Consider the following 20,891-nt stretch of genomic DNA (forward strand, 5'->3'; position numbering starts at 1 on the left):
TCTCGTCGCGTTCTGCTAAAGGGGCGGAATATTAAAGGAATTAGGGAGGTGGGGAGTGGGGAAAGTTTTGAGTTCTTAGTTTTGAGTTTTGAATTAAAAACTGAAAATTCAAAACTCAACACTTCCCCTGCGCCCGCGCTTAAGTTACGCCCGACAGCAGCACTAGCCCTAGCACCGCGCCAAACACGATCAGTGCGTAGAACTGAGCTCGCCCATTCTCTAGGTACTTCAACCCTTCGCCCGTTACCAGGGTAACGAGGCCAGCCAGGTTGACGAGGCCATCCACAATGCGGATATCGACTTCGAGCACCTGCTTGGCGAGCTTGCGGCTGCCTTGAACGAAGACAACCTCATAGATGTCGTCGATGTACCACTTGTTGAGGGAGAGGTTGTAGAGGAAGGGGATTTTAGCGGCGATCGCCCTCGGATCAACAGCCTTGGTGCGATACATCAGCACGGAGATGATGATGCCGACAGTGGCGATCGCAACGGAACTTCCGGCCATCAGCGCAAACTCATTCCAGTCGAAGGCCTCTGCCGTCTCCACCGCCTCCATCACTTCTCCGGGGGGATGGATGAACGCCTCGAAGTAGTTGGCAAAGGGAGTACCGACCAGACCCACCAAGACTGAGGGCACAGCCAGCGCCACCAGCGGAAAGACCATCGACAGCGGCGACTCGTGGGGTTCGTGGGCATGGTGCCCATGCTCGTCGTGCTCGTCGTGAGCCGCATCTAGGGTCAGCTCTTGGGGGTTCATTGCGCCCGGCCCGAGAGACATGCCCATCTTCTGGAACTGCGCCCGCTTGAGGTCGCGGCGAATGCCTTCGTCGTTACCCCGAAAGCTGCCTTCAAAGGTGGAGAAGTACATACGGAACATGTAGAAGGCGGTGATGCCCGCCGTCAGCCAGCCCACCGCCCAAAGGGCAGGGTTGACCGCAAAGGTCGCCCCGAGGATTTCATCCTTAGACCAGAAGCCCGCGAAGGGGGGAATGCCGGAGATGGCCAGCGTGCCAATTAGGAAGGTAATGGCCGTGACGGGCATGTACTTGCGCAGACCACCCATCAGGCGCATATCCTGCGCTAGCACTGGGTCGTGGCCCACCACCGCTTCCATACCGTGGATGACGGAGCCGGAGCCCAGAAACAGCATGGCCTTGAAGTAGGCGTGGGTCATCAGGTGAAACAGACCGGCGCTGTAGGCTCCCACTCCCATGGCCATGACCATATAGCCCAGCTGCGACATGGTCGAAAAGGCCAGCCCTTTCTTGATGTCGTTTTGGGTAATGGCGATCGTGGCCCCCATGAAAGCGGTAAACGCCCCGGTGTAGGCAATCACCGTCATCACCGTGGGGATATGCTCGAACACGGGATACATGCGGGCTACCAGGAACACCCCGGCCGCCACCATGGTCGCCGCGTGAATCAGCGCTGAGATGGGGGTGGGGCCTTCCATGGCGTCGGGCAGCCACACATGGAGGGGGAACTGGGCCGACTTGGCCACTGGGCCGAGGAAGACCAGAATGGCAAAAATGGCGGCGACGCTGGCGGGCAGACTGCCCACATTCACCATATCGGTGAGGCGTTCGCCCATGATTTCAAAGTCGAAGCTGCCGGTGGCCCAAAACAGGCCCAAAATGCCCAGCAGCAGGCCAAAGTCGCCGACTCGGTTGGTGACGAAGGCCTTTTGACAGGCATCGGCAGCGGGCTTGCGATCGTACCAAAAGCCAATCAGCAGGTACGAGCACATGCCCACCAGCTCCCAAAAGACATATACCTGGAGCAAGTTGGGGCTAATCACCAGACCCAGCATCGAGGAGCTAAACAGGCTCAGGTAGGCGTAGAACCGCACGTAGCCCGCGTCGTGGGCCATGTAGCCATCGGTGTAGATCATCACCAGGAAGGCGACGGTGGTGACGACCACCAGCATCAGCGCCACCAGGTGATCGATGGTGTAGCCCATCTCGATGCGGAAGTCGCCCGCTGAGGCCCACTCAAACATCGACTGGTAGGGAGCGTGGCCTTGCCACTGACTCCAAAAAATTGCAAAGGAAAGCACCATCGCCGCCCCAATCAGGGAAACGATGAAGATTGCCACCGGCCGCCGCAGCTTGCTGGTGGCCTCGCCGTAGGAAATTAGCCCGGTGCCAACTACGGCAGCCCCGATGAGCGGCAGCACCGGTATCAGCCAGGCGTATTGATAAAGCGTGTCTACAGAATCCATCTTGACTGCCTACTCCAAGAGCTTGCGTGAGTTGGCAAAAAACCGCTTACATTCTGACATACCCTTCCCCAAGGAAAAGTCGGTTTCGCAGCAAAGTTGGGGAATCTGGAACGCGATCGCCACCAGATTAGCCGTCTTTAGAGTCGGTTTGAGCCATACTCAAAAGCTGCTAAACCCTTACTCCAGAACCATTTTGTCGATCCGAGCTGCCTTGGGATAGGTTTCTTAAGAAAGATATCTAATTCTGTGAGCAATTGCTGGCCGAGAGCGAAATCTCAGCCTTAAGCCATAATCAGAGCAACCGCTGTTCTCTATCAATAGTCGAATGGCTGGCCAGCTGACGATTCACTTGGCTCGGTCGCTGAAGAAATAGATTTTTTGGGATGCCATGAAGCTCTGGCTAGTCTGCTTTTTCATCTTATTTTTTGGAGCCGAAGCAGTTCAGTGGTTTAACCAACTGCCCTGGGTGAGCAGCGTTGAGCTATCGCTGCCGCTGACGGTAGTTGGAGGCATCGGGCTAGCGATCGCATCCAACTACCGCAACTGGCCCACCTTCGGCACGCCCCCTGCCCAGCCCGAAGCTCCCCCCTTGCCGAACCCGACGCTGCCCCTGCCCAGCCCAAAGATTGCAACTCCTGTGCAGGCGGAGAAGGTCAGCTGTAAGGCGGATACGATTTCCTTTGAGATCAAGAAACCCCAGATGAAGGGGTAAGGAAGACGGAGCGGAAGTGTTAAGGGCTTAATTTTGAATTTTGAGTTCTCAACTCCACAGCGCATTCAAAACTCAAAATTCAATACTTAAAACTTTTCTTCCCTACCTCCCCCATCTCCCCACTCCCCATCTCACTTACCTGCCCATATTCCGCTTCAGCTCCTCCAGCTCCTGTTCGGTCTCCCAGCGCTGAAACGATTCCTCTACTGGATCCATTGTATTGCGGCCAAAGTTTTCAAAGGGGATCTTGGCCCAGCCTGTGTCCCAGCTGGTGGTGGTGCGCTGAGCGGTTCGTTGAGCTTGGTTTTCGGCGATTTTGGCTTTGAGTTCGCGGCGGCGATCGTGAATCTCTTTTTGCAGGTTGCGGGTTTGCTCAATCTGCTCTTTAACGCCTTTCATTTGCCCCCAGTATTGGTTGCCCTGACGCAGCAGGGCCGCCTCACGTTCCTGGGCGGCTTTAACCAGGTCAAGGCGGTTAGCGGCTTGGGCGTTTTGAATGCGGCTATGCCAGCGCTGAATGTCTTGAGCTGTGGCGAGAATGCTGTCTTCGAGCTGCTTTTCGCGGCGCTTGAGATCGCCCAGCAGGTGAATGGCATCTTGCTCTTGGCCCCGCAGCTGGTCTTCTAGACCCCATAGCTCTAAGTGGGGATTGGCCTTGAGAAATTCGTCGAGTCGGATTTCAAGAAATTTGCTCAGGTCTTCAAAGAGGCCCATAAGATACTCCTGCCGCAACGCTTGCTCTTCAGAATAACGGGTTGTAGCAACTGTCGGGTAAGCACTACCCGCCTACAGGCTTGGCATGAGGCTCCTGGCTAAGGGCGGCGTGCCTTTGGGGGTTAAGCAGTGCAGAGGGCACTGTACCCCGCTTTGGGCGAGCCGGTGAATAGTGCGATCGCTCGCTGCGGAACGAAGCGCGCCCCAGACGAGCGAGACTGTTTATCTCGGCTTTACAGATTTCTTGAAGCTTGGCGTACAAACTTGGCAACTGAGCAAAAGATGGGGGCTTTCGCCGGGCAATCTAGCTGTAGGTGAGACACACGTACAACCCCTGTCGTTGTCTCAGGTTTAAGGTTTTCTCTGCTATTAACGCGATCGCACAGCCAGATCATCGCCCCAGATCTGCGATCGCAAGCGGCTAGAGCATGCCTACGGGCTTACGCATCTACCTATCAGTGAGCATCTACTCGCTATGAACAAAATTGATTTTTCACATCGGCTGCCCATCAAAACTATCGATGCCGACATCGACTCCTTCTACGGTTTCAGCACTGCGGGCGGCCCTATGCTTAGCCGCACCGTTACAACTCCTGAAAGCATTGACGCAAACAGTGCAGCCATGGGGGCCAAGCAACAGCGCGAAACCGAGATCGCTGCTCTGGTCAAAGCTGCCGCTGATACTGCTCGCCATACCAAGGTTGACTTGTGTGATGCCGTCATGGCTATGCAGGAGTCGTTGCAGGGGAAGATTAACCCCAACCGCGACCAGACCTAGGTTGTAGGTACCCAAAAAAGTGAGCTGCGCTAGGTTTATCTACGCCTAGACCGGTACTAGAAGCGCTGACCAATGAAGATCGATCGCACTTCACCGTTACGGCGAATCACCACTCCTTCGTTAGAGACCGACACCAGGCTCCAGCCGCTGCTGCCAATGCGCTCACCAATATAGACCCGCTGGGAGACGCCGCTGATTTCAAACAGAGCGGCCGAGCGATCGCCCAGCTCTAAAATGCCCACCAGGCCGTGAATCGGGTTCGCTGCCACCGGAGCCTGGGAAGGCGCAGCGGAGGCTGCCGGAGCTACCGGAGCTGGCGCGCCTACCCGGGGCTGAGGCACCAGTACTGTCGTACCAGGTGCGCCTGGCGTGGGCTGCTGAGCCGTCTGGTAGGGAATGTAAACCCGCTCGATGACGTTGACCGGCCCAGAGCCCAGGCTGCCTACGGTGCCACCGGCCCCTAAGGGCGGCAGCATGGGCGGTGCAGGTACTGCAACTCCGCCAGGAGCCTGACCGGCAACGGTAGAGGTACCCACTTCGCCCCGCTCGACCTTGCCCGAGATCACTTCTAGCGATCGCTGCAAATAGGCCAAAAATTCTTCGTCAGACTGCTGTGCTGCCGTTTCGGTAGACAACCGGCCTAGGGAAAAGCGATTGCCCGGCTGGCTAAACCACAGCAGCCCCCCAACCCCCATCAGCGATAGCGCCGTGATGGTCAGCAGCATGCGGTCAAACAGCTTGCCAAACCGGGTTTTGGTCGGGGCTGGCGGAGGGGCAGCGATCGCCTCTTCGGCGTTGAAGAAGCCAAGATCGGTGCTCAGGGGGGCCAGGGGCGCGTCTGCCGCTGGAGGATCCACAGGTTCGGCGGTAGTTTCAACAAACGGGGCGATCGCTGTAGACGCTGGCTCTGGTGCCGCCTCTACCGCTGCCAAGGCGTCTTCATCGCCGTCTAAAATTTTGTCAACATCGTCAAACAGCTCGGTGATCAGGCTGTCGGCGTAGGTAGTCACCAGGGTATCTGGATCGACTGGGGTCGGCTCCTCGGGCGGCAATGTGGCGGTGCTGCGAGATTCTTCCTGGCTCATAGGTCGATTTATCCTGGCGGTGGCAAAGGGAGAAACGGGCTGCCTGATGGGTTATATGGGAAGCTCAAACAGGCGTAGCTCAAGGGCTAAAAGACGCGTTAGCTGACACTCCCCCAGCGGTCTGATGAAGTTTACCCTAACTTGCCAAATCTTTCATCCACTCGGTGAGAATCTGTGAAATGTCTTGAGGAGAAGCGTCGGGTGGTAGGAGATGAGGGAGATGGGGAGGTGAGGTAATAGGGGTACAGGGTGGGCACTGCCCACCATCACGCTGTGGTTATAAAAGGGGTTTGTCGGCTACTTACCCAATGCAGGGATTTTGGGGCTAGTGCCGGGGCGGAGTGGAATAGCAGGCATTGCTTACCACTGTGCTCTAGCTACTCTAAAACGGCTTCGCTGTGTGATTTTCTACATCAAACTCGTGGCGATCGCTAAAATTTGTTGCCCCGTAGAGGTTAAACGACACCGTGGGCTCATCACCAAGGGGTTCTACACTGTGAATAGCGTTGGCGGTGAGGGCCACGATATCGCCGGGGTTGAGAATTACCTCGTCAACTAGCTCCAGCTGGTCGGGATAGTTGGGTTCGGGGGCACGTCGCCAGAGGCGGTTGCGCTCTTGACCGCCCACCAGCGCCACAATGCCCCAGGCTCCATGGTTGTGAATGCTTGAGGTGTGTCCCGGCAGCCAAGCCACCATCTGCACCGTAATCGGGAACTGGTGCTCGCGGTAGAGAAAATTCACGCTCCAGCCGGTGTTGGGGTCGGGGGTGTTGAACTCCATTTGCAGCCAGTAAGAGCTGACCAATAACTTGCGCACCAGCGGGGTAATGGCCTCTAACCGACTGATGTCGTCGTGGAAGATGTCGAGAATATCTTCTAGCTCGGTGAGAAACCGATAGAGGCGATAGTAACGCCCTGGCTCTATAGTTTCGGGGTTGCCGAAGGAGCTATAGCTGCCGTCGTCGGTGACCAGCCAGTTGTGGTTGGCCATCGCTACTCAACCCGGAGGCGGCGCGTTTCAACGACCATGCCGTCTTCGCGAATGACCACCGTTGATGCCCAACGACTGTCGGGCTCGGCGGCGGCGGTGCCGACTTTGTAAAGCCCGCCAGAGCTAAGAATGTCAAAGACAACTGGGCGCGGCGCAAAAAAGTCTTCGGCAGTCACGCCTTCTTCAACGGCAACGCCCATCAGCGATCGCCCTTCTAGCGGCTCAACCACAATCGTGTCAAAGCTGTAGGATTGGCCTGGGGTGAGGGTAGTGGGCAGCTGCACTTGCAGGGTAGGCGGGTTGTCGCCCGACACCAGGCGGCTAGTCTCACTCAGGGTTTCTTGGTAGGCAATCTGCCCGTTTTCTAGGCGCTGGCGCGAGGTGGTATCGGCGGTCAGGGTGAGGGTGCGATCGGGGCGCGTTTGGGTGCCGGTGGCGGTGGTGCGGGTTTCGAGGGTATAGCTACCGGGGCCAGCGGCCTGCCAGCTCAGCAACTCAATGTCGTAGGTGAGATCGGGATACTGCTGCCAGAGGGTTTCGAGGGTTTGGCGCAGCTGGGCATAGTCAAAGCCGGTGTCGCTGTCAAAGCCCTCGCTGTAGAAGGCCATCACGGCATCGAGGTTGCGATCGCTCGCTGCTGTCTCAAGCTCGGTCAACAGTTGCTGCACCTCAGCGGGGGTCGTCTGGGCCAAGACTGGTGCGTTCCTTGGGGTGTTCGCCTGGGTGACAGGTGCGTACGCCCCCGTGCCCACCACAACGGCCGCCATTGACACGATTCCTAGACTCCACCGCCGCACTGCCGAGTTAGCCACGCTGAACCGCCTCATTAACCAAAAATACTCCGTCTACCTTATATCAGTTTCTTTACAACCGGCTACGGTAGCCCAACCGTCCTCCTGCGTACCAGCCTGTCTTACCTAAAATTGGATCCACTTTTGATCAAAGAATAGAAAACCTAGGGCATAGATTCTGGGCAAGAGTTGGTATAGTCTAAAGGCGTTTTTAGCGTCGAGGGTGTTCCCTTGTCATCTACATCTACCCAAGTGGCATCTCCCCGGCTGCTGGTGGCCGCCAGCGGCACGGGTGGGCATCTGTTTCCGGCGATCGCCACCGCCGAAGCCCTGCGCCAAGAGGGCTACACCATCGAGTGGCTAGGGGTGCCCGATCGCCTCGAAACTACCCTGGTGCCCGACCACTTTCCGCTGCATACGGTGCGCATGGCGGGCTTTCAGGGCCGACCCGGTCTGGGGACGGTGAAAACGCTGGGGCGGTTTGGCCAGGCGACGGTGCAGGTGCGGCAACTGCTCAAACAGGGAAATTTTGACGGAGTTTTTACCACTGGGGGCTATATTGCCGCCCCGGCGATTATTGCGGCGCGATCGCTCGGTCTGCCTGCCGTCCTGCACGAATCTAACGCCTTGCCGGGCAAAGTTACTCGCTGGCTGAGCCCTCGCTGCACTGTCGTGGCACTGGGGTTTGATGCGGCCCGCCAATACCTACCCAAAGCCAGAACCGTGGTGGTAGGTACCCCTGTCCGCGACGAATTTCTGACCCCAGAGCCACCCGTTCTCACCGATCCTGCCATTCCCGATGGGGCGCCGCTGATTGTGGTCGTGGGCGGCAGCCAGGGGGCTGTCGCTGTCAACCAGATGGTGCGAGCTGCCGCCCCGGCCTGGATTGAAGCGGGTGCGTGGATTGTGCACCAAACTGGCAGCAATGACCCCGACGCCAACAGCTACAGCCACCCCCACTATATTCATCGCCCCTTCTTTAGCGCGATGGCCGCTCTCATGCATCGGGCGACTCTGGCCATCGGTCGCTCCGGGGCAGGCACCCTCACGGAGCTAGCGATCTCTCGCACTCCCTCAATTTTGATTCCCTACCCGTTTGCGGCGGAAGATCACCAGACGGTCAATGCTAAAGCCTTTGTCGATGCCCATGCCGCTCTGATGTTAAACCAAAGCCAGGTCGTCGCCCCCGAGTTTCAAGCCCTAGTGCTTGATTTACTGGCAGAGCCCCAAAAGCTAGACACGATGGCAGCAGCAGCAGGGAGCTTGGCCATTGCCGATAGCGCCACAAAACTAGCTGATTTGATTCAGAAAGTTGTGCTGAACCGTTAGTTGTCTCCGCAGCGGAGTTATTTTTAGCTTCTCTACAACCACTACCCAGCTGGGACAACCATCAACTCAGACTTGGGGGTAATGGTATTTGCAAGTGCGATCGCGTCTTTACGACCGTACAGCAAGAAGGTATAGCTACCGCGTTGGGCCTATAACAGCTTGTCAACCAGATCTGTAGAGTAATCAGTACCTGAGAATGAAGAGCGATCGGGTGGAACCCTGCGATCGCTCCCCCAAATTACGTGTAGACCTCACCATCCCGAACGCTGTTCAAGTTGAGGCTGTCTGCATCTTCCAGCGCAATTGCCTCACCCTGCAGGTGAGCTTCCAACAACTTTAGGTTCCGCACGTTCGACTTATAGTAAGCGTCAAACAAATCCCCCACCAGCGGAACGGTTCCCACTACGGCCTCTAGGCCGATATTAAGAACCATCTGCGCCACGATGGCCCTGGGCAGATGAAATCGGGCCGCCAAAACAATGACATAGGCCGATACTGCGGTAGCAATCAAATCACCTAGCCCTGGTATCAGCCCAAGCACCGGGTCCCAGCCGACTTTTACCCCCAAAACGGGGATTCTGAAAGCCGTATCCATCAGTCGACTGATGCGACGGATGCGGTTTAAGTTTCTAAGTTGGGAGGCGGTATCAACGATATTCATAAATTAATGTTGCCAGCTAGGGCTGGCAGTTGTCTTACCTCGAAAGAAAGAAAAAAGCCCAATGGATGCTTGAATCGCATCTAACCATGGGATCGTACCTCGGCTTGATTTGCCTTTTGGTCGAACCCTCAGGCAACAGATCGTTGCTCTTTATTCGATGGGCCAATTCCATCCCTACGCATCGACAGGTTGGATTTAGACGATGCACTGAGCTACTTGGCTAGCTGAGTGGCCTCGGAATGAGCAGTGGCCCGAGCCTCTAGCGGCTGGAGGCTAAAGCCAACGACCTGATGCCCACGGCAGTAGAAACCCAGCTTGGGGCGTACCTCAAAGGCGGGAGTAGTGCCTTTCTGCGCTTCGGCTTCGGTGTAGAGCCAGTAGCCCTGAGGCCCGGCAACGAGCTGCACTGGAGTCTCTTTAGTGCGCGAAATCAGCACGTGAGTAGGGGTAAATGTCATTGCAGTCTCCTTGGGTGCAATTGACCCTGAGTGAGTAGTAACTCTATGTAACGACTTCTCAGATAAACTCGCGAGTCGGAGAGCCGAATCTCATCGAGGAGGATCTCCTCATCCGCCTCTAGGCAAAGCCCCTCAATGTGCCCAACAGTGCCTGGCGAACACCACGAATCCTGAAAGACGTACTAAATTGTTAAACAGAGGTTACAAAACTTCATCTGCCCCTGGTCGTACCCCGTTTTCAGGTAGCTTTCATTTATGAAAGAATTCCACGCCAGCCAAACCCTGCGCCTGCGGGTGCCCAACGAGGCGATTCCCATTGAGCACTACTTGCGGCAGCCCCAACGCCTGGTACAGGCGATTACCGACCCGCGCCGCATTGAGATGCTGGGCGATGGCCTGTATCGGCTCAGCCTGCGGCCCCTACAGTTTTTTGGCATCAGCATCGAACCCACCGCCGACCTGCGGGTGTGGAGCCTGGCTGACGGCACCCTGCGGCTAGAGTCGGTGGCCTGTCGGGTCAAAGGTCCTGAATATCTTAGTTTTGTGAATGATTCCTTTGGCATGGCTTTGCAGGGCACCCTCACACCCCAGCGTCAGGCCACCTATACCGAGCTTCAGGGCCAGGCCGACTTACAAATCCATTTGGAACTGCCGCCACCGGTTCGCTTTCTGCCCACCTCGGTGCTCGATCGCACCGGCAAAACCTTTTTGAGCGGCATCCTAGGTACTATCAAGCACCGCATCGAGCGGCAGCTGGTGGAAGACTATCGCGCCTGGGTAGCCACCACCCACCGTTCGCCCCAGGTCAGCCCTCAGGGGTCGCTCCAGGGTCGCACGGTGCAGGGCTAGGTAGAGTTAGCTCAACGCGATCGCCCATCGCCAGCCCAAACTGCTGCCGGGCACTGCCCTGGTTCACCGCCAGTTCCACAAAGCCGTGGCTGCCTACCAGCGCCAATCCTTGCTCAGGGAGAACGTCCCCGTAGGTCTGGCCGCCTGGAAGCGTCCGATCCCCTAGCGTCACAGTCCAGTCACCAGAAGGCACGGCGCTGGCGGGGATAGTGGTGGCGGCATTGCCGAAGCGATCGATGTACTGAACTGCGCCTGTCCATCCTGTGGCTGTGGCGATCGGAGCCTGTAAGGGGAGATTGATGAGGGATTGGGGATCGATCCTGGTGCCCAAGCTAGCCATCGACACGCCGTTGTCCAGGTGAGCCGCCACCGGGGCGAAAATGTCACGTCCGTGGAAGGTGGTGCTGGGGTTGAGCGATCGCCAGTAGGCCCTATTCGTCAGCTCCACTGCATTTAGAATGCCTTGATTCTCCTGGCTGTCATGCTCCCAAGCGCCGCTGAGTACCCCATTGTCTGGTCCAACGAAAGTACCTCGGGAGGTCTGCACCGCCACCGCCCGTCGTTGGGTGCCTACCCCTGGATCGACCACCACCAGGTAAATAGTGCCCGGTGGCATGTAGGGATGGGCGCTGAGGAGGGTAAACCGCGCCGCGTAGAGGTCTTGTGGCGGCAGGTTGTGGGTTAAATCGATGAGCTGGGCTGTACGGGCTAGCGTGGCGATAACGCCTTTCATTACGCCTACATAGCTATCTTGAAGGCCAAAGTCGGTGAGTAGGGCAATGGGCATGGGATCGCGGAATTAAGAGGGCTGGTGGCTGAGCGGAGGCGTTTGTCTTTCAGATAGGCTGACTGCACACTTGTTTCACAAACGCAAACGCGAATTGTCCTTAGAAAGGAAAGCCATTAGGCCTGGACTCTTTCCAAAGCAACAATTATGCCTCTGCTTGGTAGTCGCCCGATTTGCCGCCGGTTTTCTTCAACAGGCGAATGCTGCGGATCTCAATGGATTTTTCCAGCCCCTTGGCCATGTCGTAGAGGGTGAGGGCGGCGACGCTGGCGGCAGTGAGGGCCTCCATTTCGACCCCGGTTTCGGCCTTGATTTTGACCGTCGCCTGAATGCGGTAGCCAGGCAGCGCTGCATCGGGAGTAATTTGCACCTCTACCTTTTGAATGGGCAAGGGGTGGCAGAGGGGAATCAGGTGAGCGGTCTGCTTGGCCGCCATAATGCCAGCAATGCGGGCAGTGGCCAGTACGTCGCCCTTGGGAGCGTTGCCTGCCTTAATGGTAGCCAGCGTCTCGGGCTGCATGACAACAGCGGCGATCGCCACCGCTTCCCGCACTGTCTGAACCTTAGTAGCCACATCGACCATATGGGCCTGGCCCTGGGCATCAAGATGGGTGAGCGCGGCGGGTGCTAAAGGATTTTCTGTCATGGGTTTAAACTGGGCAAAGGAATATGCTAGTATCAAAAGCCTGCACAGGGGCGTGTGGCTCAGTGGATAGAGCACGTGGCTACGGACCACGGGGTCGGGGGTTCGAATCCCTCCACGCCCGTTCTTAAAATCCCACTAAACGAAAGCTCGTTTAGTGGGATTTTGTCGTTTGAGGTAGGTCGACGGCGTAGACATCTCGGCCATGCCCCAGGGCAAACCTGAGAGAATGGGCCAGGTCTTTGCTATTGGCGGTGGCAAAAACCACCAGCCCCACCATCGTCATCACCCCAGACAAACCAAAAATTCCTCTATAGCCGAGTTGGTCGGCGATGGTGCCAAAGATGGGGCCAGCTAGGGCAATACCCACGTCAAAACCGACCATGGCCAGGCCAAAGGTGCGACCGCGATCGCTAGCCGTTGAGCGATCGCCCATCAGCGCTGCAATCATCGGAATCAGGGTGCCGCCCGCAAACCCCTGAATAAACCCCGCCAGCAAGAACATTGGCGCACTGCGGGCTAGCCAAAACATAGCCATACCCAAACTGTAAATCAGCAGGCTAGCGGTGATGAATCGCCCCCTTCCGTAGCGATCGGAGGCCCGACCAGCAATGAGCCGCGACATAAAGCTCCCTAGGGCTGAAGCGGTGTAGATTAGCCCTACATTCAAAGCCAGACCCGCTTCCCTCACGTAGAGGGGCACAAAGGTGCTCAGGGTACCAAAGGCCAGCCCCACCAGCAGCAAAATGATCGCCGGGGTGCGCACTCGCCCGCTCCACAGCTGGCCCCAAAACTCTTTTGAGCCAGCATTCTCTATAGCGCTGGGCGGTTGGTAAGACTCGTGCAGCTGCGCTACCAGCACTAAACCGACCATGCCCAGCAGCCCCATCACCAAAAACGCAGTGGTGAACCCCGTCGCCTCGTAGAGAAAGCCGCCAATAGCAGGCCCCAGAGCCAGCCCAATCGGGTTGACCAGGGTCATATAGCCAATTAACTCGCCCCGGTTGGCTGGGGGGGCCAGATCCAGCACCAGGGCGCTATAGGCCACCACAAAGGCGGCAATGCTCAACCCGTGGAAAGCGCGAATGCCAATCATCGCCAGAATCGAGCTGTCCAATGTGAGGGTGTACCCACCCAGCGGCAGCGGCACGATCGCACGCGGCAAGAACTGCACCAGCAGATAGCCAAAGGGGGCGATCGCGATCGCACTCAACCCCACCATCAGCACGATCTTGCGGCCTCGCTCATCGGCCAGCCGCGACAAGTAGGGGCGAGCGGTCAGCAATCCCACCGCAAAAGATGCCATCACAATGCCAATCTGCTGACCGCTGCCTCCCAAGGTCTCAATAAACAGCGGCAGCGTCGGCAGCAGCCCTGCCAACCCGGCCCAAAAACACAGCCCCGCCGCAAACAGCACCCTCAGGTTGTTGCGCACCGCTGGGCTAAACGTTGAGAAAATAGTCAAACCGTCGGTCTCCGAGTAGAGTGCTGGGTGCTCAGCAGCGCTCTTCGCCGCCCTGGTCAGAACCACCGCGCCCCACCCTTCAATGTAAACAAATGTTGCAGCTATTGGCCATAGAACGTTCTGCCACCTTTGACCCCACAGGCTGCTACCGATATAGCCTTGGGCGGCGGTGGAGCGCGGCCCCGACCTTAGCCATCATCATGCTCAACCCCAGTCAGGCCGACAGTAGCGTAGACGACCCTACCATTCGTCGCTGCATTGGTTTAGCCCAGAGTTGGGGGTTTGGGGCGATCGCCGTCGTCAACCTTTTCGCCTACCGCAGCCCCCACCCCAAGACTCTGCGCCAAATTGAGGATCCTATTGGCCCTGCAAACGATGCCGCTCTGAGCACAGCCGCGCAGCAGGCCGAGCAAATTCTGCTGGCCTGGGGAAACTGGGGAAGTTGGTTGGGGCGCGATCGCTCTGTTCTCACGCTACTGACTCCCCACCAGGCTAAGTGCCACTGCCTCGGCCAAAACCTCACCGGCCAACCACGGCACCCCCTCTACGTACCCCGCAGTGTGTCTCTGAAACCTTGGCTCATCACAGGCCACTCCCCTACCCCTTCCTTCCCGGCTCCTGATAAACCCCGTAGGCCGCCACAATCCCCAGCACAAAGCCAAATAGATGCCCCCACCACGCCACCATCGGTTGAGTTGGGAACATGCCAAAAATAAAGTAGCTGTAATTGATCAGCACAAACATCGAAATCAGCAGCGGCACTACCCGACGCTCCAGCCAGCCAATGCAGAGCAGGTAGCCAAATAGGGTGTACACCACACCACTCAACCCATGTACGCTGCTGGGGCCAAGTAGCCAGGCCACCGCGCCACCCCCGAGCCAGCCCACTAGCAGCGTAATCCAGTAGTCGCGGCGGCTTTTGGCCAAGATTAGCCAGCTAAAAATCAGAAATCCGATCGTGTTGCCAATCAGGTGGGCGAACCCCGAGTGAGAAATAGCCGACAAAAAGATGCCCGGTATGCCCTCAATGCTGCGAGGGTGCAGAGGCAGGTTCCATCGACCGCCAAACACCACCTGATCAGTAATCTCCTGTGCCCAGGGGATCGCCACCAGGTAAACAGGCAGCAGCGCGTTGCCCTTCAGCCGTTGCAGCCAAGGCTGACGCGCCGGGGCTGGTTTATCGGTGGAATGTCGGGCAGCTGGAGGCGCAGCGGTGTTGAGTTCTGCTTCTAGCTTTTTAAGTTTGGCCTGTAGGTCTGCGTCGTCCAAAGGGGTTTGCCTAGCTGGATTTGGGACTATAGCCAGAGTAGCTTTTTCGTTTCCTCATTGCCCAGTGCCAGGAGCCCAAAGGGGTTTGCCTAGCTGGATTTGGGACTATAGCCAGAGTAGCTTTTTCGCTTCCTCATTGCCCAGTGCCAGGGGCCCAAGACCGACAGGGGTAACGGATTGGGCACAGCGATGGGGGTTTAAGTTGCTAATAGTGGCTATGCACCAAAGGCTGAACCTTTATGGGCAAACAACGGGCCATGCTGGGATCGAACCAGCGACCGACCGCTTAGAAGGCGGTTGATGTCATTAGCAAAAGTCTTTTTCGGCGAGGGTTATGGGCTTGCTGCTGTCGGGTGTTCCCCATTCTCCTTTGGTAGCCCTAATATTTTGGCGGCCTTCCCCACTACTGCGCGAGGCACCAAAAATCCAGAATCGCCCAAAAAGTGGCCACCAAAATTTTGCGCGTTTTGCCGCCGCTGCCAAAATTTTGCATTTTGCCCGCTTGAATTTTGCTCATTTCGATTTCGCCCAAAATTTTGCTGGATTTTCGCCGCACCCTAATACTCCAACGCCCCAAGCCGCCGCTCTCGCACCACTGCGCTCTCGGCCTCAAGCCTCGCCACCTGCCAGAGTCGCCCCTGCAAATCCGCCGCGATCTGGGCCTCAATCACCGCATCCTTCGCCGCCTGGTGCTGCGACTGGAGTTCCAGATATGGCTCATCGGTCTGTTCAAGCGCCTGCATTTCGCCCTTGCGCTGGGCCTCATTGGTCAAAGACTTATCGAACGCGATCACATGGGCAAACTCAGCCTTTCGCGCTGCCATCTGCTCACCCAATGCTCGCGCTGCCTGCTGTGCCCGTAGCACCGCTGTCTCAGCCGTCGCGATCGCCTGGGGATATTCGCTCAAATTCTTCATAGCGCCTGCCTCGCCTTCTCAGGCAGCACCACCCAGTTGCCGGTGAAGCTGATCGGCACCGAGATTTGCCGCAGGCCCATCTTGCGGGTGGCGTTGCGCTGCTCTTTCAGAGTCTTGCTCACAATGCCGGTGTGGATGACGGCGCACGATTCCAGGGTGGCCAGCACATCGCGCTGAGCGGCGGCAATGTCCTCAGGCTCATTGGTGGCCAGAGCAAAGAGCAGCTGCTCAATGTCGCCCTTCAGCCCGTGCATGTCGGCAATAAATTCTTCTGGGTCTTGGGGCATGGTCGCCTCTCTGGTGTGAGAGGAGGTTTCCCATGCGGTGGGTGGCTAAGGCAGGTAGGTTATCCCTTCAACCGTGCCCCGCCCAGGACTGGGGACTTGAACCGTGGCGACCGTTTCTTCGCCTAGCTCGCAAACTGATTCGCCGCTGGTGGCAGTGCGGGCGGAAAGGTTGGCGGTAACGGTGTTGGCGCTGGTTTGCAGACGCGCTTGAAGTGTTTGCCCGTCAATGAGCTGAGCCAGATCGATCCGATAGATCTTGTCTTCCGCTAGTGCGTCAATGCGTGATCCCAAGTATTCATCGACGCAAACTTTGTCGGTTGGGGGCTGGGCGGTAACCAATAAGAAATCCTCGGACTCAACCCGCCAATTACTAGGCCGAGTAATTACTGCATCGCCGCCATTGCTAAAGCTGGCACCGACACCAAGCTGATTCAGTAAAGCTAAATCCGTAAACTCAAACTCCTCAATCTCGCCTTCAGTTCCGCAGTCAAAAAACAATTCTTCTGCGTGTTTAACAATTGCAAAAACCCCGTCAGGGGCTGGGGATATCCATGCTTCGTAAGGCACCTCAAATTGAGTGCTGCCTTGGTACTGAACGATTGTTATGGTGACTGAATATGTAGCGCTAGGTGCCTCACCAAAACCCGCGATTTCTTTAAATGCAAACGTGCAACCTACATTCAAAAAGCTATCGCCATTGGCCATAAACCCAGTATCGCTACCCGACGCACTCGCCACTACTCCACCTCCTAGGGGGAAATAGCCGACAATCGTAGTGGATCCAGGCGATGACCCGCTACGCCACTGCACAGAGCTTTGCAGTGGGCCACTGGTAGGCCCGGTCCACGATAAAGAGTAGCTGACCGAGTATAAGAAAAGCCCACCCGAGGGAAGCGCTGCTGTAACCGAAGCCACAGGGTTTATTGAGGTAAGTCCTGCTATCGTGCCGGTAAAGGTAGCAGTAGCCCCGACCCCGCCAATTGAGGTTGTGGGCGCAAATGTTTTGACGACTGGGATCTCTCGAATCTTGGTGTTAGCAGATGCCGTCTTGACCCAAAACTCGCGCATGCTCCCAGCCACGACCGAGTAAAGCACCGCCACGCCGCCACGCCGCCCCTGAAAAGACACAAACCGCCTGGGCATTACAGTCGCCTCAGCTCAATCGAAATTGTCACCGATTCCAGCCCGTCAGGCACCGTGTCGAGCACTAGCACCAACTGGTCGCCCACTTCTGCTACCTCACCCGGTGCAGGCGTCAGGGTTGCCACTACCCCAGCCTCGCTGCTGACCACCTGCACCACCTGCGATCGGTAGAACTCCTCAGCCGATAACAGATACTCACGCCCCGGCTCTGGCTGCTCGATCGCCACCCCAAAAGCCTCTTGCCCGTTGAACCCAGACCCCTGCTGTTGTGCGGCCCCTACAAACGGCTGACCCGTGGCAATGCCCTGGTTGTACTGCACCGGAGACCCTACCGGAGTTGCCCCCGTCGCCTGCGTTGCCCGAGGCCTCAGCGGCTCACCCCCAGGTCGTTGCACCAAGCCGCCGGGGGCCGCTAGAGCAGGCGCATTGGGCCGCTGCTGTGCTGCCTCAATCTGCCGAGCCGCCCGCCGTGATACCTGGTTAGATACTCGCTCAATGAGCTGCTGGCGCGCACCGCGAACCGCCGCAGGAGTGACCTGCGCAGCGGTGGGCTGAAAAGTTGTGCGGGTGCTGGTGGCCACGGCTTACTCTCCTGCAATGGTGCAAACTTCGGCCATTGTGAAAGAGTTGAGTGAAACTGTTGCACCGCTCACGGCGGCAGTTGATGACAGCAGCGCATGCGGGCTACCTGATGCCGCCACAGCCGTCGCCCCGGTATGCTCCCAATATGTCGTGCTGGCGTCAGCATTAGTCACGCGGTAGCTGCCAGCGGTGCCGTTTGCCGCCCAAGTTCCAGCGATCGGCGTACTGCCTACCGTAGCAACTGAGGGGCATGTGGCAGTAGCGGCACTAAATGCAATGGTAAAGACGGCTAGCTCAGTGCCGTAGTTAGCGGTAAAGATTCTGAGGCGTACTGCCCCGTTGATTTTGGCATCCAGTCCACGTTTCGCGTTAGCAGCGGTTAGAGGCATTGTTCAGATCCTTAGGTGGTAAAAAGTTTGCGGCGATCGAGGCGAGCGGCTACCCAGTGGGGAATGGCGAGGTGGGGACAACCGACACGTCGCGGGCAACGCCTGCGGTGATCCTGAAATCATCTAGATAGCCCTGATAGTTGCCCGTGTTATCTGAAATCGATCCCCCGATTCGTATCAACGTTGGGTCGATTATTGCGCTATCTGTCCAGGATGTTAGCTGAGCTCCATCGGTCCACAAGCTCATCGTTGAGCCGCTGCGCCGAAGGGCGCAATAGTACCAAGTATTGATAGCAAACGCCGCTGAGCCGGTTCTGAGGTTTGTGCCGTCAAAGTAGATTGGATTGCCATTTGTTGCTAGCAATACTCCAGGGGTTGTGGATGAGAAGGAATCGGCAAACACGAAAATGGTTCGGTTGGCATTCCCCGCTGTCGCTGCAAACGTATCCGCCCGCATCCACCATTCCACGGTGAAGTCGCCTGCCATTGTGAGCTCTGCGGCATCTGCTGCCCCAAGCACATCGCCTGTGCCATCGAAATAGCCGGAAGCCCCGCCAAACCGACTTTGTGCAGTGCTGATCCTGGTATTGCCCGTGGCCGATATAGTGCGAGCGTAGATACTGGCATCAACAAAGATGGTGCTGTTATTTGCCCCATTCATAGGCAGGAGTAGCACCACGCCGTCAAGGTTTGGATCTGCTATTGCCAGCACCGCCGCCATCTGCATGGGCCGCCCCGTAATAGCTACGTCAACCGTGGCAGGGGTCGTCAATACCGCCGCCATTTGCATGGGTGAACCAGTGATCGCCACATCAGCCGTGGCAGGGGATGTTACCACCGCCGCCATCTGCATGGGCCGTCCCGTAATGGCCACGTCGATCGCAGGGATGCCCCCTGCCACCACCGCCGCCATCTGCATCGGCAAGCCAACGATCGCCACGTCCACGTCAGTCCCAACCTCATCAGTAGGCGGCACAAACGGCGCAGGCTCCTCCGGTGCAACCTGCCCCGGCTCTAGCCCAGAGACAAACTCAGGCAGCAGCACACCCACTGGCTCGGCCACAGCCACCCGCGCCACGCAGATGCCCAGGGCCACCATCAGCGCCTCACCCGTGCCGTAATTCCAGGCGATCGCATCAAGCTTGAATGTCCAGAGATTCGCCCCGTCATCCACCTGAATCGTGCTCAGCGGCGGCACCCACAGCAGCGCATCCGACAGCGGCAGCTCAATCAGGTACGACTCGCGCCGCCCCTCCAGCAGCTGCACCTCGCGGGCCGCAATGTCGAAGCACTGCTGGTTGCTAAAGGCTGGGTCTACGGTGAGCGATCGCACCCGCACTCGCCCAGTCGCGCCCCCAGGATGCTGCCAGGTGCATTCGGCGCTGTAGTGCTGCTCTTTGAGGCTGGTGGGGTCTTCCCAGCGATCGGTGGATGGCGGCCTGCTATTGGGCTTGATCTGAGGCCGCTGGGTGATGAGGGCCGTGGGCTTGATGTTGCCCTGCCGACCGCTCCCGTTCTTGGCCGCCACCCGCTCGCTGGTGCGCTCCACCCAGTAGTCGGGCCTATCCTCGGTCCATCGGGTATCGAGGATGCGGCTAGTTTCCTGCACAAAGCGCCCTGTGCTGCCCGTGTCGCCTGCGAGGGTGATGCGGGGAACGGTTGTCGTCTCGGTGCGGCGGGTCAGGGTTTCCGCCGCCGCGTCGTGCTCCAGGACGGTGATGGTGCGCTGGGTGATGGTGGTGCCCACCGCTGACACGGTGGAATCAACCAGGGTGCGCACGTTGGCAATCTCCCCCGCCTCAACCCGGTAGAGAATCTGGGTGATGGCGTCGTAGCGCTTCTCTTCGTAGGTCGTTGTCGTTGCGGGCTGAGTGCTGTCTGAGCCGATCCAGGTCACCGCCTGGGGTTGCCTGAGGCGGGTCTCGCTGCGCGTCCAATAGTAGTTTTTGCCCTCGGTAGGTTCGCCCCAGCTGAAGATCTCGGTCGTGGTGATGCCCACTGTCCCGATCGCATCGTCGCTAAAATTGCTGGCCGGTTCGGTGACCGTAAAGCTGCTGCTGTAGCGGTTCGGCGTGGTCGATGGCTGAAACCCTACGCCCGACACCACGACCCGCTCAACCGGCGGCACCGGGTCAGGCGACGGCTCAAACAGAGATTCGTTCAGACCTACGGTGACGATCGCCACAGGGGTTCCCGCCACAGCATCCCACTGCACCAGGCGAATGACTCCATCCGGCTCCTGGCACAGCATCCGGCAATGGTTGGCAAAGGCCAGCGCCCCCGCCTGGGCGACGTAGCTGCCGTTGCCCTCCTTCTGGAGCGCATAGGGCAACTCGTAATCCCATGCCCCCAGGGCGATCGCGCTCTCGGGAATGCCGCTGGCCACTAGCAGCCGCGTCGCTACCGTGGCGCTGTTCTCGCCGATGCCAGTCTCTACTGCACTGCGATCGCCCTCCGGCTGCGGGTCATCAGCCCAGGCGATCGCACAGCCCAGCTGTAGGGTGATTGCCCCACCCGTGGGGCCGCTCGGAATCTCTAGCAGGCGCAGGTATCCCCAGGTGAACCAGCCCCCCGCATCGGTGGCGACATCCACGCGCACGGTCTGCCCCTCACGCCAGCGGGCAGGGTTGGCTCTAGGGTCAAGGCTCTCGGGGTTGCCGAGCACGTCCAGCAGGGTGATTGAGGCGAAGGTCTTGACCAACCCGCTCTCGCCCATGCTCTGCTGCTCGGGCAAAAAATTGACAGCAGCAAATGACCAGTCCTGGTCATCGCCGCCGATAAATACTCTGAGTTGTCGGGCTGTGAGATTGGCCGCCACTC

Annotated in this window: 23 protein-coding genes and 2 tRNA genes; 6 read left to right on the forward strand and 19 right to left on the reverse strand. The window is 58.1% G+C overall.

What is annotated here, in order from left to right:
- Positions 1-139 precede the first annotated feature (139 nt).
- Positions 140-2,221: an NAD(P)H-quinone oxidoreductase subunit 5 gene (locus tag H6F57_RS23345; RefSeq protein WP_190631061.1), complete on the reverse strand. Its 2,082-nt coding sequence runs from the start codon at positions 2,219-2,221 to the stop codon at positions 140-142.
- A gap of 388 nt (positions 2,222-2,609) precedes the next feature.
- Between H6F57_RS23345 and H6F57_RS23350 the strand changes: the two genes are divergently transcribed.
- Positions 2,610-2,933, forward strand: a complete 324-nt coding sequence (locus tag H6F57_RS23350) for a hypothetical protein (RefSeq protein WP_190631063.1) — start codon at positions 2,610-2,612, stop codon at positions 2,931-2,933.
- 135 nt (positions 2,934-3,068) lie between these two features.
- On the opposite strand, the gene H6F57_RS23355 is transcribed toward H6F57_RS23350, so the two are convergent.
- On the reverse strand, positions 3,069-3,647 hold the full coding sequence (locus H6F57_RS23355) for a TIGR04376 family protein (protein WP_190631065.1): 579 nt from the start codon (positions 3,645-3,647) through the stop codon (positions 3,069-3,071).
- Positions 3,648-4,122: 475 nt separating this feature from the next.
- Here H6F57_RS23355 and H6F57_RS23360 point away from each other — a divergent pair, with 475 nt between their 5' ends.
- Positions 4,123-4,425, forward strand: coding sequence for a hypothetical protein (locus H6F57_RS23360; protein ID WP_190631067.1), 303 nt, complete (start codon positions 4,123-4,125; stop codon positions 4,423-4,425).
- Between the two features lie 56 nt (positions 4,426-4,481).
- Here H6F57_RS23360 and H6F57_RS27220 read toward each other — a convergent pair whose 3' ends face one another.
- The 3 genes from H6F57_RS27220 to H6F57_RS23375 all read right to left on the reverse strand — a co-directional run bounded on the left by H6F57_RS27220 (position 4,482) and on the right by H6F57_RS23375 (position 7,313).
- Entirely contained in the window at positions 4,482-5,510 is a 1,029-nt protein-coding gene (locus H6F57_RS27220) for a hypothetical protein (protein ID WP_199294885.1), read from the reverse strand.
- Positions 5,511-5,892: 382 nt separating this feature from the next.
- Entirely contained in the window at positions 5,893-6,501 is a 609-nt protein-coding gene (locus tag H6F57_RS23370; RefSeq protein WP_190631069.1) for a cupin, read from the reverse strand.
- Between the two features lie 2 nt (positions 6,502-6,503).
- Positions 6,504-7,313, reverse strand: a complete 810-nt coding sequence (locus tag H6F57_RS23375) for a nuclear transport factor 2 family protein (protein WP_190631072.1) — start codon at positions 7,311-7,313, stop codon at positions 6,504-6,506.
- Positions 7,314-7,523: 210 nt separating this feature from the next.
- Here H6F57_RS23375 and murG point away from each other — a divergent pair, with 210 nt between their 5' ends.
- Positions 7,524-8,621: an undecaprenyldiphospho-muramoylpentapeptide beta-N-acetylglucosaminyltransferase gene (gene murG, locus H6F57_RS23380; protein WP_199289979.1), complete on the forward strand. Its 1,098-nt coding sequence runs from the start codon at positions 7,524-7,526 to the stop codon at positions 8,619-8,621.
- Between the two features lie 238 nt (positions 8,622-8,859).
- Here murG and H6F57_RS23385 read toward each other — a convergent pair whose 3' ends face one another.
- Positions 8,860-9,282 (reverse strand): DUF4112 domain-containing protein, encoded by a 423-nt coding sequence (locus H6F57_RS23385; protein WP_190631074.1) that lies wholly within the window; start codon positions 9,280-9,282, stop codon positions 8,860-8,862.
- A 212-nt stretch (positions 9,283-9,494) separates the two neighbouring features.
- Positions 9,495-9,740 (reverse strand): hypothetical protein, encoded by a 246-nt coding sequence (locus tag H6F57_RS23390; RefSeq protein ID WP_190631077.1) that lies wholly within the window; start codon positions 9,738-9,740, stop codon positions 9,495-9,497.
- Positions 9,741-9,995: 255 nt separating this feature from the next.
- Between H6F57_RS23390 and H6F57_RS23395 the strand changes: the two genes are divergently transcribed.
- Positions 9,996-10,589: a DUF1997 domain-containing protein gene (locus H6F57_RS23395; RefSeq protein ID WP_190631079.1), complete on the forward strand. Its 594-nt coding sequence runs from the start codon at positions 9,996-9,998 to the stop codon at positions 10,587-10,589.
- Here the strand turns inward: H6F57_RS23395 and H6F57_RS23400 are convergent.
- Both H6F57_RS23400 and moaC read right to left on the reverse strand, forming a co-directional pair.
- Complete coding sequence (locus tag H6F57_RS23400) at positions 10,546-11,376, reverse strand: SAM-dependent chlorinase/fluorinase (protein WP_190631082.1); 831 nt, start codon at positions 11,374-11,376, stop codon at positions 10,546-10,548. The two genes, H6F57_RS23395 and H6F57_RS23400, sit on opposite strands and share 44 nt — an antisense overlap.
- Before the next feature lie 145 nt (positions 11,377-11,521).
- Positions 11,522-12,022, reverse strand: a complete 501-nt coding sequence (gene moaC, locus H6F57_RS23405) for a cyclic pyranopterin monophosphate synthase MoaC (protein WP_190631084.1) — start codon at positions 12,020-12,022, stop codon at positions 11,522-11,524.
- A 48-nt stretch (positions 12,023-12,070) separates the two neighbouring features.
- Between moaC and H6F57_RS23410 the strand changes: the two genes are divergently transcribed.
- A tRNA-Arg gene (locus H6F57_RS23410) sits at positions 12,071-12,143 on the forward strand.
- A gap of 30 nt (positions 12,144-12,173) precedes the next feature.
- Here the strand turns inward: H6F57_RS23410 and H6F57_RS23415 are convergent.
- On the reverse strand, positions 12,174-13,637 hold the full coding sequence (locus H6F57_RS23415) for an MFS transporter (protein WP_190631354.1): 1,464 nt from the start codon (positions 13,635-13,637) through the stop codon (positions 12,174-12,176).
- Between H6F57_RS23415 and H6F57_RS23420 the strand changes: the two genes are divergently transcribed.
- The gene (locus H6F57_RS23420) at positions 13,577-14,200 is read left to right on the forward strand and encodes a DUF1643 domain-containing protein (protein ID WP_190631086.1); all 624 of its coding nucleotides are present in this window, start codon (positions 13,577-13,579) and stop codon (positions 14,198-14,200) included. The genes H6F57_RS23415 and H6F57_RS23420 overlap by 61 nt on opposite strands.
- Here H6F57_RS23420 and H6F57_RS23425 read toward each other — a convergent pair.
- The 9 genes from H6F57_RS23425 to H6F57_RS28465 form a co-directional block, all read right to left on the reverse strand.
- Positions 14,082-14,753, reverse strand: coding sequence for a rhomboid family intramembrane serine protease (locus tag H6F57_RS23425; protein ID WP_190631096.1), 672 nt, complete (start codon positions 14,751-14,753; stop codon positions 14,082-14,084). The genes H6F57_RS23420 and H6F57_RS23425 overlap by 119 nt on opposite strands.
- Positions 14,754-15,004: 251 nt before the next feature.
- Positions 15,005-15,133: transfer RNA gene (locus tag H6F57_RS23430), tRNA-Arg, on the reverse strand.
- 23 nt (positions 15,134-15,156) lie between these two features.
- Positions 15,157-15,309, reverse strand: a complete 153-nt coding sequence (locus tag H6F57_RS23435; protein WP_190631098.1) for a hypothetical protein — start codon at positions 15,307-15,309, stop codon at positions 15,157-15,159.
- Position 15,310: 1 nt separating this feature from the next.
- Complete coding sequence (locus H6F57_RS23440; protein WP_190631100.1) at positions 15,311-15,670, reverse strand: hypothetical protein; 360 nt, start codon at positions 15,668-15,670, stop codon at positions 15,311-15,313.
- Complete coding sequence (locus tag H6F57_RS23445) at positions 15,667-15,957, reverse strand: hypothetical protein (protein ID WP_190631102.1); 291 nt, start codon at positions 15,955-15,957, stop codon at positions 15,667-15,669. The genes H6F57_RS23440 and H6F57_RS23445 overlap by 4 nt, the downstream gene beginning before the upstream one ends.
- Before the next feature lie 45 nt (positions 15,958-16,002).
- A complete protein-coding gene (locus H6F57_RS23450; protein WP_190631104.1) occupies positions 16,003-16,662 on the reverse strand; it encodes a hypothetical protein in 660 nt (219 codons plus the stop codon).
- 437 nt (positions 16,663-17,099) lie between these two features.
- Entirely contained in the window at positions 17,100-17,681 is a 582-nt protein-coding gene (locus H6F57_RS23455; RefSeq protein ID WP_190631106.1) for a hypothetical protein, read from the reverse strand.
- A 3-nt stretch (positions 17,682-17,684) separates the two neighbouring features.
- A complete protein-coding gene (locus H6F57_RS23460) occupies positions 17,685-18,071 on the reverse strand; it encodes a hypothetical protein (protein ID WP_190631109.1) in 387 nt (128 codons plus the stop codon).
- A 49-nt stretch (positions 18,072-18,120) separates the two neighbouring features.
- Complete coding sequence (locus tag H6F57_RS28465) at positions 18,121-20,889, reverse strand: LamG-like jellyroll fold domain-containing protein (protein ID WP_190631112.1); 2,769 nt, start codon at positions 20,887-20,889, stop codon at positions 18,121-18,123.
- Between the last annotated feature and the right edge of the window lie 2 nt (positions 20,890-20,891).

The organism is Leptolyngbya sp. FACHB-60, from assembly GCF_014695775.1.
Taxonomy (GTDB): Bacteria; Cyanobacteriota; Cyanobacteriia; order Phormidesmidales; family Phormidesmidaceae; genus Nodosilinea.

Coding starts and splice junctions, on each gene's coding strand:
- H6F57_RS23345 (WP_190631061.1), bottom strand. CDS start 2,221: ATGGATTCTGTAGACACGCTTTATCAATACGCCTGGCTGATACCGGTG.
- H6F57_RS23350 (WP_190631063.1), top strand. CDS start 2,610: ATGAAGCTCTGGCTAGTCTGCTTTTTCATCTTATTTTTTGGAGCCGAA.
- H6F57_RS23355 (WP_190631065.1), bottom strand. CDS start 3,647: ATGGGCCTCTTTGAAGACCTGAGCAAATTTCTTGAAATCCGACTCGAC.
- H6F57_RS23360 (WP_190631067.1), top strand. CDS start 4,123: ATGAACAAAATTGATTTTTCACATCGGCTGCCCATCAAAACTATCGAT.
- H6F57_RS27220 (WP_199294885.1), bottom strand. CDS start 5,510: ATGAGCCAGGAAGAATCTCGCAGCACCGCCACATTGCCGCCCGAGGAG.
- H6F57_RS23370 (WP_190631069.1), bottom strand. CDS start 6,501: ATGGCCAACCACAACTGGCTGGTCACCGACGACGGCAGCTATAGCTCC.
- H6F57_RS23385 (WP_190631074.1), bottom strand. CDS start 9,282: ATGAATATCGTTGATACCGCCTCCCAACTTAGAAACTTAAACCGCATC.
- H6F57_RS23390 (WP_190631077.1), bottom strand. CDS start 9,740: ATGACATTTACCCCTACTCACGTGCTGATTTCGCGCACTAAAGAGACT.
- H6F57_RS23395 (WP_190631079.1), top strand. CDS start 9,996: ATGAAAGAATTCCACGCCAGCCAAACCCTGCGCCTGCGGGTGCCCAAC.
- H6F57_RS23400 (WP_190631082.1), bottom strand. CDS start 11,376: ATGCCCATTGCCCTACTCACCGACTTTGGCCTTCAAGATAGCTATGTA.
- moaC (WP_190631084.1), bottom strand. CDS start 12,022: ATGACAGAAAATCCTTTAGCACCCGCCGCGCTCACCCATCTTGATGCC.
- H6F57_RS23420 (WP_190631086.1), top strand. CDS start 13,577: ATGTTGCAGCTATTGGCCATAGAACGTTCTGCCACCTTTGACCCCACA.
- H6F57_RS23440 (WP_190631100.1), bottom strand. CDS start 15,670: ATGAAGAATTTGAGCGAATATCCCCAGGCGATCGCGACGGCTGAGACA.
- H6F57_RS23445 (WP_190631102.1), bottom strand. CDS start 15,957: ATGCCCCAAGACCCAGAAGAATTTATTGCCGACATGCACGGGCTGAAG.
- H6F57_RS23450 (WP_190631104.1), bottom strand. CDS start 16,662: ATGGCCAATGGCGATAGCTTTTTGAATGTAGGTTGCACGTTTGCATTT.
- H6F57_RS23460 (WP_190631109.1), bottom strand. CDS start 18,071: ATGCCTCTAACCGCTGCTAACGCGAAACGTGGACTGGATGCCAAAATC.